Origin of the sequence: Enterobacter cloacae complex sp. 397G4, assembly GCF_050031515.1 — a bacterium.
GTDB lineage: Bacteria > Pseudomonadota > Gammaproteobacteria > Enterobacterales > Enterobacteriaceae > Enterobacter > Enterobacter hormaechei_C.
The window spans coordinates 2,492,172-2,506,015 of sequence record NZ_JBLGWE010000001.1; the positions used below are offsets into that span (position 1 = coordinate 2,492,172).

Here is a 13,844-nt window from a genome sequence, read left to right on the forward strand (position 1 = left end):
ATTTTTAACTCAGAAAGAAGTTGTCGCAGTTAACTCCGACAAGTATAGTGGCAGTTATGTCAGACATACAGCCTGACGCACTAAAGGATCGAGTATGAAAAAGCAGATTTTAATTGTGGGTAGTGGGTTTTCCGGTATGTGGGCTGCGGTCAGCGCCGCGCGCCTTTCTGCTCTGGAGGGTAACAATAGCCTCAGCATTGCCGTGCTGGCCCCTGTTCCGGAGTTGCGCGTTCGCCCACGCTTTTATGAAGAGAACGTGTCGGCGATGGTCGCGCCGCTGACCGAACTGTTTGCTGAGCTGGGCATCGCTTTTATTGCGGGCGAAGCACAACGTATTGATACCTTGTCTAAAACCGTTTTGTATCGCGATTCAAACGGCGCGATTGCTGAAGTCGCCTGGGAACGTCTGATCCTCGCAACCGGTAGCCAGACTAAACGTCCTCCTGTTGCCGGTCTGGCTGAATACGCCTTTGATATCGACCAACTCGACTCCGCCAGATTATTCGAGCAGCATCTTGATTCGCTGGTTTCGCGCCCCTCCACCCCGGAGCGTAATACCGTGGTCGTGTGTGGCGGCGGCTTTACCGGCATCGAACTGGCAACGGAACTTCCTGCCCGACTCCGTACTCGCTTCGGCGCTGATACAAAGACTAAAGTAATCGTAGTTGAAAGAGGTGCAACCATCGGCGGGCGTTATAGCGAGGCGCTGCGTAACACAATTGAAGAAGCAACCAACGCGCTGGGCGTTGAATGGCGTTTAAACAGTGAAATTGAAGCCATCGATGCCAGCGGCGTAACGCTGAAAAACGGAGAGCGCATTGCCAGCGCCACTGTAGTGTGGACGGCAGGGGTAGAAGCTAACCCCCTCAGCCTGCAAATTGACGGGGAACGCGATACTCAGGGACGGCTGATCGTCAACGACACGTTGCAGGTTCCTGCGCATCCTGAGGTTTACGCGACGGGTGATATGGCGCACGCCAAAACGGACGATGCGGGCAACACGGCGCTGATGACCTGCCAGCACGCGATCCAGCTTGGGAAATTCGCCGGACACAACGCGGCGGCCAGCCTGTTAAATCTGGAGCCGTATCCTTACCGTCAGGTGAACTACGTCACCTGTCTGGATTTGGGTGGCTGGGGCGCGGTATACACCGAGGGCTGGGAACAGCGCGTTAAATCCGTGCGCGAGGAAGGCAAAAAGATCAAAGTCGCCATCACCAACGAACTGATTTACCCGCCAGCAGCAGACAAAGCGGTCGCTTTTGCCGCCGCTGACCCGCTGGCGAAATTCGTTTAGTCCCCTTCTGCGCCCGCGACCAGCGGGCAAAGTGTGCAATCAGGCCAGCGCACCTGCGTTGGCCTGACGCTTTTTGGCACATAAATAACCATACATCAGCAGAGAGGTCATCGCAGAGAAGGATAAAATCGCGGCCGGCAGCGTGACATAGCTCCAGCTAAAGCCGAGCGTAATCATCAATCCACCGAAATACGCGCCAATTGCGCTGCCGAGGTTAAACGCCATTTGCCCGCCTGCGGCCCCCAGCATCTCGCCGCCTTTCGCATTTTGCAGCAGCAGAATTTGCAGCGGCGCAGAGAGCGCAAACAGCCCGGCGCAGCAGACAAATCCCATTACCAGTGAAGCTGTTTTAAGCTCGCCAAAGGCAAACAACGCCAGCAGCGAAGCCACAATCACCAGGTCGGTGGTGGCAGCAATGCGCAGCGGGCTAAAGCGTGACGACAGCTTGCCGCTGAAGACATTTCCCAGCACCATGCCCAGCCCCATCAGCATCATGATCGCGGTCATGACGCCCTCAGAAAAGCCTGACACGTTGACCATAAACGGCTTCACGAAGCTAAACCAGGCAAACACCCCGGCATTGCCAAACATCGTAGCGGCAAAAATCAGCCACGGTTCCGGTTTCTTCAGGAAGTGGAATTGTTCTGCCAGCCGGGTGGTTGTCGTGTCGTGAATATCAGGCACCCACAGCAGAACAGACAGGATCACCAGCGCGTCAAAGACCGCAATCAAAAAGAAGGTGTAACGCCAGTTAAATTCATGTCCCAGCCACGTCCCGAGCGGCACGCCAAGCAGGTTGGCAACGGTCATCCCGGCAATCATCCCGGCCACAGCGACCGTCACTTTACCCGGCGGCGCGATTTTTGACAGGATTATCGCCCCCACTCCGAAAATCGCGCCATGCGGGAAACCAGAGATTAAGCGCCCCGCCGCCAGCCCCACGTAGGAGTCAGAGAAGGTAAAGAGCGCGTTACCGACGACGCACATCGCCACCAGAAACAGCAGCGTTGTTTTCAGCGAAAATTTGCTGGAGAACAGCGCCACAATCGGCGCGCCGATCACCACGCCAAAAGCGTAAAACGAAATCATATTTCCGGCGGAGGGAATCGAAATGCCCGTATCATGAGCCAGCTCGGTCAGCACGCCCATAATGCCAAACTCAGCCATCCCCAGGCCAAAGGTACCCAGTGCTAACGAAAAAATTGTCTTTTTCATACCGCGACCACTGTTAAAAAATATGCAGCGTGCATTATTGATTAAACTTGTATGGTGAACCAGTTCAAATCAGATTTCTGACACATTAATCCATTCATTCAGGCCGATTACACTCTTAGTACGGCCTCGATCCCGCGACCGGATACAAAGGGAGACCCACCATGGTCAGTAAGAAGAAAACCCATGTTGTTGATGATGTCGTTAAAAACGCGCCGCTCAAAACTAAAGCGTACGAGCAAGAGCTTCGCCGCCTCCATGTTGAACTGGTTAAGCTCCAGCAATGGGTAGTCGCCAAAGGGTTAAAGGTCTGTATTGTTTTTGAAGGGCGAGACGGCGCCGGTAAAGGCGGCGTCATCAAAGCCATCACCGAACGCGTCAGTCCCCGGGTGTTTCGCGTTGTTGCGTTACCGGCTCCCACCGATAAAGAGAAAAGTCAGCTCTATTTTCAGCGTTACGTTCCCCATCTGCCCTCTGCCGGGGAAATCGTTATTTTTGACCGCAGCTGGTACAACCGTGCGGGCGTGGAAAGAGTCATGGGTTTCTGTACCGAAGAGCAGGCCGAAAAATTTCTTGATGGAACGCCGGTAATGGAAAAAGCGATGGTCGATGCCGGGATCATATTGTTGAAATACTGGCTTGAAGTAACGCCAAAAGAGCAGGAGCGCCGCCTGCGCGATCGCATTAATGATGGTCGCAAGATCTGGAAGCTGTCTCCAATGGACATTAAATCTTTCAATCTGTGGGATGAATATACCCTCGCCCGCGACGCGATGTTTAAAGCGACCGACACCGCCTGGGCGCCGTGGTTTGTGGCGCGCTCAGAAGATAAAAAAAGGGTGCGGCTGAATATTATTTCGCATCTGCTTTCCCAGATCCCCTATGAAGAAATTCACGTAGACAAGGTGGATTTACCGAAACGCAAGATCGGCAAAGTGAAGCCTACAAAATATCCCTTCCGGTATATTGCAGAGCAATTTTGATATTACTGGAAGACGGCTCGCATAATGTAGATTACCAGGGGAAACAGTATTGTTTTTTGTTGGCTGCGGTTGATAATGACCGCACCAACAAAGGAGAAAACATGAAACCGAACCGCACAGAAAGATGTGTTACAACAAAGCCTTTTACGGGGAAAAAGCCTCGCCCACTCTCTACAACAGCAGAGCACAAGCGACAGCATCAACAGGATCAGGGATTTATTAAAGCGATGAATGAATTAACGGCCAAAGCAGGGCTATTATCGGATGACCCTTATTTTGGAGGGCTTTGATGTGTTTTCAGTTTGACGTTTATCGCAACCCATCAGACAGAACGCGTGAATACCAGCCCTATTTTATGATTATTCAGCACGATTTTTATGACGACTTATCAACGAGACTTATTGTACCGTTAAGCTATCACAATCATTTAAGAGGACATTCAAACGCTGCAACGCCACTGGTGAACATTGAATTCCAGACATATTTTCTTAATACAGCCAACATCACACACGTGGAGACAAAGAAACTTAATAATAAGAATTATGTATGTAATCTGCGCAGTGCAAGAAGTAGTGTTCTTGCAGGAATTGATGCGTTAATTACCAATACGTAGCTCAGAGCCGCGCAAGTGCAGCGCCGCCGGACAATGCCGACGGCGCAAGGTTTACTTCAACCCTTCCGAACTCTCTTTTTGCGCTTCAAGTCGCTCAACGTCCCGATACCAGCGCGGATGGTGTTTTTGCGCCCAGCGGCGGCTCACCTTCCCTTCAATCATGCCTTTAATCGATCCTTTCACCCAGAAGGCCATATACATATGGATCAGGATGGCGTGGATCAGAATAATGGCCGAGGTCGCGTGGATCAGCAGTGCGTAGCGCACCACCTGGATCGTGAAATATTGGGCAAAATACGGACGCCAGATAATCACTCCGGTCACCAGCAGCACGAAAATCATGCTCATGATGGTCCAGAACATCATCTTCTGCCCGGCGTTGTATTTGCCCACCTTCGCGACTTTATGCTCGTTGCCTTTCAGAACCTCAACAATCCCTTTAATCCAGGGAATATCCTGCTTGTCAGGGATGTTGTGATGAACGAAACGCACGAACATAAACATCAGCACCACGAAAATCAGCACGCCGAAGAACGGATGCAGAATGCGCCCCATCTGCGGTGTCCCGAAGGTTTCCGTGAGCCACTGTAGCGTCGGGAAAAAGAACGAAATGCCGGATACCGCCACCAGGAAGAAGCAGATGACCACCGTCCAGTGACAGGCGCGATCGACAAATTTTGTGCGCACTATCATTTTCGACTTACTCATGATGCTCCTCCTCGTCGTCATCCACCTCTTTATTCGGTCCGATACCGATGTAGTGATAAATCAGCCCGGCAAAGGTGGCGATAAAGCCCGCCGCTGAGAGCGGCTTAAGCGCCCCTTTCCAGAGGTTGATCGAGGTATCGATCGCCGGATCTTTCGGCAGATTGTGATACAGCTCCGGCTGGTCATTGTGGTGCAGAACATACATGACGTGCGTACCACCGACACCCTGCGGGTTATAAATCCCGGCCTTGTCATAGCCGCGCGCTTTGAGCTTATCCACCCGCTGCTGCGCCACTTCCAGCATCTCTTTTTTGGTGCCGAAGTGGATCGCCCCGGTAGGACAGGTCTTCACGCAGGCAGGCTCCTGGCCGACGCTGACGCGATCGACGCACAGCGTGCATTTATAGACCCGGTTATCCTCTTTATTGAGGCGCGGGATATTAAACGGACAACCTGCAATACAGTAACCGCAGCCGATGCAGTTATCCTGCTGGAAGTCGACGATCCCGTTGGCGTACTGAATGATTGCCCCGGCAGACGGGCATGCCTTCAGGCAGCCCGGATCTTCACAGTGCATACAGCCGTCTTTACGGATCAGCCACTCCAGCTTGCCATTCTGGTCGGTTTCGCTAAAGCGCATCACCGTCCAGGACTTGGCGCTCAGATCAGCAGGATTGTCATAGACCCCAACGCAGTGCCCCACCTCGTCGCGAATATCGTTCCACTCCGAGCAGGCCACCTGGCAGGCCTTACAGCCCACGCAGGAGGAGACATCGATCAGCTTGGCGACTTCTGCCTTGTAATCCCGCGCACGAGGCGCGGGCGTTATCGGGTTGGTCGCGGAGCGTTTAATAATGTCTTGTGTTTCCATCGCCATTTAATCGCTCCTTACGCTTTCTCGATGTTGACCAGAAACGCTTTATACTCCGGCGTTTGCGAGTTGGAATCGCCGACGTTTGGCGTCAGGGTATTGGCGATGTAGCCTTTCTGCGCTACCCCTTCAAAGCCCCAGTGTAGCGGTATACCGACGGTTTCCACCTGCTGGCCATGCACGTTCAGCGTTTGCAGACGACGGGTGACCACCGCCACCGCGCGAATAAAGCCGCGCTTGCTGCTGACCTTCACGCGATCGCCGTTGGCAATGCCTTTCGCCTTCGCCAGGGTTTCGCTTATCTCCACAAACTGTTCCGGCTGCGCGATGGCGTTAAGCCGCGCGTGCTTGGTCCAGGTATGGAAATGCTCGGTCAGGCGGTAGGTGGTGCCGACATACGGGAACTTGTCCTTTTTACCTAAACGCAGCACGTCGTCTTCATAGATGCGTACCACCGGACTGGAGACCACATTCGGGTGCAGCGGGTTAGTGCCGAGCGGCGTTTCCATCGGCTCGTAGTGTTCCGGGAACGGCCCTTCCGCCAGTTTGTCGATAGCAAACAGACGTCCCAGCCCTTCCGGCTGCATGATAAACGGCCCGGTGTTGCTGCCCGGCGCGGCGGTGTTGAAGTCCGGGATATCGTTCCCCGTCCACTTCGTGCCGTTCCACTCGATCAGCATGCGTTTCGGATCCCACGGCTTACCGTTCACGTCTGCGGAGGCACGGTTGTACAGTACGCGGCGGTTCAACGGCCACGCCCATGCCCAGCCCAGGGTATTGCCCAAGCCTGACGGATCGGCGTTATCGCGATTGGCCATCTGGTTACCCTGCTCCGTCCAGCTGCCGGTGTAGATCCAGCAGGAAGAGGCCGTGGTACCGTCGTCACGCAACAGCGCGAAGCTATTGAGCAGCTGTCCTTTCTTCGCCACCAGATTGCCGTTGGTATCGTACAGGTCGGCCAGCGCCACGCCGTTGTTCTCTTTTGCCACCTCTTCGGACTCAGGATGATCCGGCTGCTTGTAGTTCCAGCTCATCTTCAGCAGCGGCTCAGCGCCTTTGCCGCCTTCGGCGCGGTACATCTCGCGCAGACGATGGTAAATCCCGGCCAGAATTTCGCCGTCATTACGCGCTTCGCCGGGCGCATCCTGACCTTTCCAGTGCCACTGTAGCCAGCGGCCAGAGTTGGCAATTGAACCGTCCTCTTCCGCAAAGCAGGTCGACGGCAGGCGGAACACCTCGGTCTGAATCGCTGCCGGATCGACATCGTTTGATTCACCGTGGTTCTGCCAGAACGTAGACGTTTCGGTGACCAGCGGATCGATAACCACCATGTACTTCAGCTTGCTCAGGCTGCGAACGACTTTGTTTTTATCCGGGAATGACGCTACCGGGTTAAAGCCCTGGCAGATGTAACCCGTGACGTCGCCCTTATCCATCATGTTGAAATACTTGATGACATCGTAAGCCTGGTCCCATTTCGGCAACCACTCAAAGCCCCAGTCATTCTCTTTCTGCGCCGCGTCGCCGTAGAACGATTTCATCAGACTGACGGCAAACTTCGGATAGTTACTCCAGTAGTTCACCTGGTCCGGACGCGTCGCTTTTGGCGTGTTGGCGTCAAGCCAGCTTTGCCAGTCGGTCTGCTTCTCGGACGGCAGGGTCAGGTAACCCGGCAGGCTGGTCGACAGCAGGCCGAGGTCGGTTAAGCCCTGAATGTTAGAGTGCCCGCGCAGGGCGTTCACGCCGCCACCGGCCATCCCCATGTTGCCGAGCAGCAGCTGGATCATCGCCATGGTACGGATGTTCTGCGCGCCCACGGTATGCTGCGTCCAGCCCAGCGCGTACAGGAATGTAGTGGTTCTGTCGGCGGCACTGGTGGAAGCCAGCACTTCACATACTTTCAGGAAGTCCGCTTTCGGCGTACCGCAGATGTTTTCCACCACGTCCGGCGTATAGCGGGAAACGTGCTGTTTCAGCAAGTTCCACACGCAGCGCGGATCGCTCAGGGTCTCATCGCGTTTCGCGTAGCCGTTTTCGTCGAACTGATAGTTCCAGGACGATTTATCGTACTGACGTTTCCCGGCGTCATAGCCGCTGAAGAGGCCATCTTCGAAGGCGAAATCTTCCCGTACCAGCAGGCCGGCATTGGTGTAATGCTTAACGTATTCCACGTTAATTTTGTTATTTTCGATCAGGTACAACAGCACGCCGGAAAGGAACGTAATATCCGTACCGGAGCGGATCGGCGCATAGATATCAGCCACCGATGCCGTACGCGTAAAGCGCGGATCGACGACGATCAGCGTCGCATCGTTGTTGTTTTTTGCTTCCATCGCCCAGCGGAATCCCACCGGATGGGCTTCAGCGGCGTTACCGCCCATTACCACCACGACGTTAGCGTTTTTGATATCAACCCAGTGGTTGGTCATCGCACCGCGACCAAATGTTGGAGCAAGACTTGCTACCGTTGGTCCGTGTCAGACGCGCGCCTGGTTATCAACCGCCAGCATGCCGAGGGAGCGCACAAATTTTTGCGTCAGCATGCCGGTCTCATTACTTGCCGCAGAGGCACACAGCATCCCGGTGGAGGTCCAGCGGTTTACCGTGATGCCCTGCTCGTTCTTCTCAATAAAGTTGGCGTCGCGATCCGCTTTCATCAGTTTTGCAATTCGGGAGAAGGCTTCGTCCCAGGAGATACGCTGCCAATTGTCAGAGCCCGGCGCACGATATTCCGGGTAGCGCAGACGGTTTTCACTGTGGACGTAGTCCAGCAGCCCCGCCCCTTTCGGGCAAAGCGCCCCGCGGCTCACCGGATGGTCCGGGTCCCCTTCAATATGATAAATCGCTTCTTTGGCGTTCTTTGCGCCATCACCCAGGCTATACATTAATAGCCCACAACCCACGGAGCAGTATGTGCAGGTGTTACGGATCTCTTTCGCGCGCAGCAGTTTATAGTTGCGTGCCTGAGCCAGCGCCATTTTGGGAGCGAATCCCAGCATTGCGGCTGTTGTTCCGGCCATACCGCCCGCGCAGATTTTAAAAAATTGTCTGCGGCTGACGTCCATTGCTGTCCTCGTTATCTGATAAGACTTCGCGCCGCAAACTAACAGCAAAGCCCCTGTTTTTTTTGCGTCAAATCAAGGTCGCCAGACTTCGCCCCCTTAATAGTCACTGCCGGTACGATTTGCTAATCCTTTCGGGTTAACAGGCTCTTTGAAAATTCGCCAGGTGTAGCAAATAGATGCTATAAGTTTTCCCTTTGATTTTTAGAAGACTGGCAGGGTAATGGACAGAAAAAGAGCAACGCTGACAGGCCTGGCGGCCATATTGCTGTGGAGCACCATGGTGGGTCTCATCCGCAGCGTCAGTGAAGGACTGGGTCCGGTGGGCGGCGCGGCGATGATTTACACCGTCAGCGGGCTGTTGTGTCTGGTGACGGTGGGTTTTCCCGATCTTCGGCGTTTTTCCACGCGCTATCTCATTGCGGGCAGCATCCTGTTTGTCAGCTATGAGATGTGCCTGGCCCTGTCGCTGGGGTATGCCGCGACGCGCTCACAGGCGATTGAAGTCGGTATGGTCAATTATCTGTGGCCAAGCCTGACGATTGCGTTCGCGATTTTGTTCAACGGGCAAAAAACCACCCTGTGGGTGATCCCTGGGCTTCTCATCTCGCTGTTGGGTGTGTGCTGGGTTTTAGGTGGCGAAAACGGTCTGCAACTGAATGACATCATGCAGAACGTCGTTTCCAGTCCGCTAAGTTATGGGCTGGCGTTTGCTGGCGCTTTTATCTGGGCCGCCTACTGCACCGTCACCAGCAAGTATGCCAAAGGGCAAAATGGCATTACCCTTTTCGTCCTGCTGACCGCCCTGAGCCTGTGGGTCAAATATGCCGTCAGCGATCAGCCCGAAATGGTGTTCAGCGTCCCGGTTGTGGTGAAGCTATTGATGTGTGGGGTTGCGCTTGGCTTTGGCTACGCCGCCTGGAATATCGGTATTCTTCACGGTAACGTCACGGTGCTTGCGGCTGTCTCTTATTTCACGCCAGTTCTTTCCGCCGCACTGGCGGCTATTCTGTTGAGTTCTCCGCTTTCACTCTCATTCTGGCAAGGGGCATTGATGGTGTGCGCCGGATCGTTACTGTGCTGGTATGCCACCCGCAAATAGCATTTTTATTTTTGCCGGGTAACGAATATGCCCGGCAAAATATTAACAATATTTTAATATGTGATCACACCCTCGAATATAATTCGTAACATTAGAGAGTAATTAAATTTCTGTATAGAGTGCTGTCAGAAAGCCAGAGTTGTTGTGGAAATTGACATAAACTGACAACGCAGGTAATTAATTCAGCGCCAATATTCCCGCGCTATATAGCACAAAGTGCAATAGTTTATTTCTGAATATTTCTCTTAAAAAACAGGTTCTGGTTTCCCGAGAAATCTATAATCAACTGTTTTAAAAAAGTTTATCCTGCCACATGCTTTGACATTCCCTGCCAAACCCTTTTAATCCCACCAAAAAACTAAAACGTCCGACAACTATTCACAGCCATATGATCTTGATTAGTTAATAATCACTTTATGTCTATATATTAACCTGATTGGCCGATTTAAGGGCAATTTATCCGATCAGGATCACACTAATTGAAATTATATTTAATATTTTGAAACTTATTATTGAAAGCAGTCTACGGAATTTTAAAAATAGTCTGCCATTGACGATAAGCCTCGTTTAAAAATCGCTCAGGTGGCTTAGGAAATACCTAAATAAAATTATAAGGATTATTTAAGATGAAACTTAAATTAGTTGCAGTGGCAGTGACTTCCATGTTGGCAGCTGGCGTTGTTAACGCGGCTGAAGTTTTTAACAAAGACGGTAACAAACTGGATCTGTACGGCAAAGTTACTGGTCTGCACTATTTTTCTGATGATGCTGGTAGCGACGGCGACAAAACGTATGTTCGTCTGGGCTTCAAAGGTGAAACTCAGATCAACGATCAGCTGACCGGATACGGTCAGTGGGAATATGAGTTCAAGGGCAATCGCTCTGAAGCTCAAGGTTCCGACGGCAACAAAACCCGTCTGGCGTACGCTGGTCTGAAATTCGATGAATTCGGTTCCTTCGACTACGGTCGTAACTACGGTGTGGCTTATGACATCGGCGCATGGACTGACGTTCTGCCAGAGTTCGGTGGCGATACCTGGACGCAGACTGACGGCTTCATGACCGGCCGTACCACTGGCGTTGCAACCTATCGTAACACCGACTTCTTTGGTCTGGTTGACGGCCTGAACGTGGCTGCTCAGTACCAGGGTAAAAACGACCGTGACGATATCACCGAATCCAACGGTGACGGCTGGGGTCTGTCTTCTACCTATGAATTCGACGGCTTCGGTGTGGGTGCGACCTACGCGAAATCTGACCGTACCGACCGTCAGGTTCGTGCTGCAAGCAACCTGAACGCCGGTGGCGAAAACGCAGAAGTCTGGGCTGCTGGCCTGAAGTACGATGCGAACAACATCTACCTGGCAACCACCTACTCTGAAACCCGCAACATGACGGCGTTCGGTAACGGTCACGTTGCCAACAAAGCGCAGAACTTCGAAGTTGTGGCTCAGTACCAGTTCGACTTCGGTCTGCGTCCGTCCATCGCTTACCTGAAATCCAAAGGTAAAGACATCGGTTCTTATGGCGACCAGGACCTGGTTGAATACGTTGACGTTGGCGCGAGCTACTACTTCAACAAAAACATGTCCACCTATGTTGATTACAAAATCAACCTCGTGGATGACAGCCAGTTCACCAAAGATGCCAAAGTGGCTACCGACAACATCGTAGCTGTAGGTCTGACCTACCAGTTCTAAGATCTGTTAGTTCAAAAGGCCAGCCCTCGCGGCTGGCCTTTTTTATTACTGCTGCCCTCCGACCTTCGCCAGACTAAACCAGATCCCGACCGCCAGAATCAGCAGCATGCCTCCCGCACTGCCCAGGGCCACGCTGTGCGAGGTGATGAACGCGGTTTTTGCCGCCGTCATCACCGGCTCGGCCAGCGACGGCGTCAGCTCCTGCGCCACCTTCATCGCTTCACCGATGGACGACGAGGCTTTATCGGTCAGCGACGCGCTCAGCCCTTGCGGCAGTACAATAGACGCCGAAAAGCTGCGGGTTAACAGCAGACCGAAAATGGCGATCCCCAGACCAGCACCCAGCTCGTAGGACATGGTTTCGATCGCGCCTGCGGCGGCCGCTTTCTCTTTCGGCGCGGCAGCCATGATCGCTGACGTCGATGCCAGCAGTGCGCTGGCGGCACTGAAGCCCAGCAGCACCATCAGGCTCCACGCCTGCCACTGTTGGGTGCTGAAATCGAGCGTCGACAGGCCGATAAAACTGACCGCGCTAAGCCCCATGCCTCCGGCCGCGACAATGCGCAGCCCCAGACGCCCGACCAGCACACCCGCGATCGGCCCGCTAAATCCGCTCGCCACCATCACCGGCAGCATAAATATCCCTGCTTCAAACGGCGTAAAACCATGCACGAACTGCAACTCCTGCGCCATCAGCAGTTCAAAGCCCACCAGCGCAATCATGGCGGTCATCGCCATGACCACGCCGCTTAAAATAATGCGATGGCAAAACAGGCGCATGTCGATCATCGGCACGCGCGCGCGTAGCTGGATACGGACGAAGATAAACAGCATTACCGCTCCGGTAAGCAGCGTACAGGCCACCATCCACGGCGACAGCACCCCTTTCAGGGCGGTTTTGGCACTATAGACCAGCAGTAAAATCGCCACAATCAGCATAATGGCATGGCTGATATTGAGCGGCTGCTCGGGCCGCCCCTGCTGAGCAGGCACCAGGCGCGCAGCAAGCGAAACCACGATCAGCACGATCGGCACGTTAATCAGGAACACCGACCCCCAGTAAAAGTGCTCCAGCAGCATGCCGCCAATCAGCGGGCCAAACGCCGCGCCGCCCGACCCAACGGCAGCCCAGACGCCGAGTGCGATATTACGGTGCCGCACGTCAATAAACAGGGTGCGGATCCCTGCAAGCGTAGCCGGAATGATCATCGCCGCGCCAATCGCCAGCGACGCGCGGGCGGCAATCAGCCAGCCCGCGGACGGCGCAAAAGCCGCCGCTAACGATGACAGGCCAAACAGCACGCTGCCGATCATCAGCAGGCGCTTAAAACCTATGCGATCGCCCAGCGCGCCCATCGGCAGCACCATTCCCGCCATCACCAGCGAGTAAATATCAATAATCCACAGCAATTCGTTGCCGCTGGCACCCAGCGTCATGCTCAATGTTGGCGCCGCCACGTGCAGCACCGTCGCGTCAATCGCCACCGGGATATACACCAGCACGATAATCACTAACGCTAACCACTGACGAAACATAAATTTCCTTTTCAGTTAAAAACTGGACACATGTCCAGAATGCGATCCTACGTAAAGTTGAACACTTGTCCAGCTCTTTGTTACACTCGTTTCGTTGCCATTGAGAGTGAGAAATTATGCGTTATCTGAGCAAGGACGAGCGGCGGGAAGAGATCCTCCAGGCCGCGATGCACGTGGCGCTAACCGAAGGATTCGCTGCGATGACCGTGCGCCGCATCGCCACCGAAGCGGGCGTCGCCACCGGGCAGGTGCATCATCACTTTGCGTCGGCGGGCGAGCTTAAGTCGCTGGCGTTTGTCCGGCTGATCCGCGATTTGCTGGATGCTGAAATCGTTGGCGAAAACGCCGGCTGGCGTGAGCGCCTGCATGCCATGCTCGGCAGCGATGACGGCGGGTTTGAGCCCTACATTCGACTGTGGCGGGAGGCGCAAATTCTCGCCAGCCGGGATAGCGATATCAAAGGCGCCTACGTTTTGACCATGGAGATGTGGCACCAGGAAACGGTCGCGATTATCCGCGCCGGGGCGGAGGCCAACGCCTTTACGCTTGCTGACCAGCCGGAAAATATCGCCTGGCGTTTAATTGGTCTGGTATGTGGCCTGGATGGCATATACGTATTAAATATGCCTGAAATGGACGACGCGGCATTTAATAAGCATCTGGATAAGCTTATTTCCCTCGAATTGTTTTAATACTCCCATCGGGGTATTAATTTCCGCAAATAGTTACAATTAGTAACACATAAAGCGAACCCTGATTC

General features: G+C 53.8%; 12 protein-coding genes. 7 read left to right on the forward strand and 5 right to left on the reverse strand.

What is annotated here, in order from left to right; translation table 11 throughout:
- The first annotated feature begins 94 nt into the window (after positions 1 to 94).
- A complete protein-coding gene (locus ACQG1Y_RS12065; protein WP_368740406.1) occupies positions 95 to 1,297 on the forward strand; it encodes an NAD(P)/FAD-dependent oxidoreductase in 1,203 nt (400 codons plus the stop codon).
- Between the two features lie 39 nt (positions 1,298 to 1,336).
- On the opposite strand, the gene araJ is transcribed toward ACQG1Y_RS12065, so the two are convergent.
- Positions 1,337 to 2,512 (reverse strand): MFS transporter AraJ, encoded by a 1,176-nt coding sequence (gene araJ, locus ACQG1Y_RS12070; protein WP_017693387.1) that lies wholly within the window; start codon positions 2,510 to 2,512, stop codon positions 1,337 to 1,339.
- 161 nt (positions 2,513 to 2,673) lie between these two features.
- On the opposite strand from araJ, the gene ppk2 reads away from it, so the two are divergent.
- From ppk2 to ACQG1Y_RS12085, 3 genes are all read left to right on the forward strand, one after another.
- Positions 2,674 to 3,492, forward strand: a complete 819-nt coding sequence (ppk2, locus tag ACQG1Y_RS12075; RefSeq protein WP_368740405.1) for a polyphosphate kinase 2 — start codon at positions 2,674 to 2,676, stop codon at positions 3,490 to 3,492.
- Between the two features lie 101 nt (positions 3,493 to 3,593).
- On the forward strand, positions 3,594 to 3,782 hold the full coding sequence (locus ACQG1Y_RS12080) for a hypothetical protein (RefSeq protein WP_017382306.1): 189 nt from the start codon (positions 3,594 to 3,596) through the stop codon (positions 3,780 to 3,782).
- Positions 3,782 to 4,105 (forward strand): CcdB family protein, encoded by a 324-nt coding sequence (locus tag ACQG1Y_RS12085; protein ID WP_017382305.1) that lies wholly within the window; start codon positions 3,782 to 3,784, stop codon positions 4,103 to 4,105. Before ACQG1Y_RS12080 ends, ACQG1Y_RS12085 begins: the two co-directional genes overlap by 1 nt.
- Positions 4,106 to 4,156: 51 nt before the next feature.
- Here ACQG1Y_RS12085 and fdnI read toward each other — a convergent pair whose 3' ends face one another.
- From fdnI to fdnG, 3 genes are read right to left on the reverse strand one after another with little or no spacing between them, the layout of a single operon-like run.
- Positions 4,157 to 4,813 carry a formate dehydrogenase-N subunit gamma gene (gene fdnI / locus ACQG1Y_RS12090; protein WP_368740404.1) on the reverse strand — a complete coding sequence of 219 codons (657 nt, stop codon included), beginning with the start codon at positions 4,811 to 4,813 and terminating at the stop codon, positions 4,157 to 4,159.
- A complete protein-coding gene (gene fdxH, locus ACQG1Y_RS12095; RefSeq protein ID WP_003857048.1) occupies positions 4,806 to 5,690 on the reverse strand; it encodes a formate dehydrogenase subunit beta in 885 nt (294 codons plus the stop codon). The genes fdnI and fdxH overlap by 8 nt, the downstream gene beginning before the upstream one ends.
- Positions 5,691 to 5,701: 11 nt before the next feature.
- Complete coding sequence (fdnG, locus tag ACQG1Y_RS12100) at positions 5,702 to 8,749, reverse strand: formate dehydrogenase-N subunit alpha (RefSeq protein WP_368740403.1); 3,048 nt, start codon at positions 8,747 to 8,749, stop codon at positions 5,702 to 5,704.
- Between the two features lie 220 nt (positions 8,750 to 8,969).
- On the opposite strand from fdnG, the gene yddG reads away from it, so the two are divergent.
- Together yddG and ompC are read left to right on the forward strand one after the other, a co-directional pair.
- Entirely contained in the window at positions 8,970 to 9,848 is an 879-nt protein-coding gene (gene yddG, locus ACQG1Y_RS12105; RefSeq protein WP_032102980.1) for an aromatic amino acid DMT transporter YddG, read from the forward strand.
- Positions 9,849 to 10,474: 626 nt separating this feature from the next.
- Entirely contained in the window at positions 10,475 to 11,548 is a 1,074-nt protein-coding gene (ompC, locus tag ACQG1Y_RS12110; protein ID WP_017382300.1) for a porin OmpC, read from the forward strand.
- 45 nt (positions 11,549 to 11,593) lie between these two features.
- Here ompC and ACQG1Y_RS12115 read toward each other — a convergent pair whose 3' ends face one another.
- Positions 11,594 to 13,084: an MFS transporter gene (locus ACQG1Y_RS12115; RefSeq protein WP_032648391.1), complete on the reverse strand. Its 1,491-nt coding sequence runs from the start codon at positions 13,082 to 13,084 to the stop codon at positions 11,594 to 11,596.
- 116 nt (positions 13,085 to 13,200) lie between these two features.
- Here ACQG1Y_RS12115 and ACQG1Y_RS12120 point away from each other — a divergent pair, with 116 nt between their 5' ends.
- Complete coding sequence (locus ACQG1Y_RS12120) at positions 13,201 to 13,776, forward strand: TetR family transcriptional regulator (protein WP_063134612.1); 576 nt, start codon at positions 13,201 to 13,203, stop codon at positions 13,774 to 13,776.
- The last annotated feature ends 68 nt before the right edge of the window (positions 13,777 to 13,844 follow it).

Bases quoted from the DNA above. Each gene is read 5' to 3' on its own strand.
- ACQG1Y_RS12065 (WP_368740406.1), top strand. From the start codon at position 95: ATGAAAAAGCAGATTTTAATTGTGGGTAGTGGGTTTTCCGGTATGTGG.
- araJ (WP_017693387.1), bottom strand. From the start codon at position 2,512: ATGAAAAAGACAATTTTTTCGTTAGCACTGGGTACCTTTGGCCTGGGG.
- ppk2 (WP_368740405.1), top strand. From the start codon at position 2,674: ATGGTCAGTAAGAAGAAAACCCATGTTGTTGATGATGTCGTTAAAAAC.
- ACQG1Y_RS12080 (WP_017382306.1), top strand. From the start codon at position 3,594: ATGAAACCGAACCGCACAGAAAGATGTGTTACAACAAAGCCTTTTACG.
- ACQG1Y_RS12085 (WP_017382305.1), top strand. From the start codon at position 3,782: ATGTGTTTTCAGTTTGACGTTTATCGCAACCCATCAGACAGAACGCGT.
- fdnI (WP_368740404.1), bottom strand. From the start codon at position 4,813: ATGAGTAAGTCGAAAATGATAGTGCGCACAAAATTTGTCGATCGCGCC.
- fdxH (WP_003857048.1), bottom strand. From the start codon at position 5,690: ATGGCGATGGAAACACAAGACATTATTAAACGCTCCGCGACCAACCCG.
- yddG (WP_032102980.1), top strand. From the start codon at position 8,970: ATGGACAGAAAAAGAGCAACGCTGACAGGCCTGGCGGCCATATTGCTG.
- ompC (WP_017382300.1), top strand. From the start codon at position 10,475: ATGAAACTTAAATTAGTTGCAGTGGCAGTGACTTCCATGTTGGCAGCT.
- ACQG1Y_RS12115 (WP_032648391.1), bottom strand. From the start codon at position 13,084: ATGTTTCGTCAGTGGTTAGCGTTAGTGATTATCGTGCTGGTGTATATC.
- ACQG1Y_RS12120 (WP_063134612.1), top strand. From the start codon at position 13,201: ATGCGTTATCTGAGCAAGGACGAGCGGCGGGAAGAGATCCTCCAGGCC.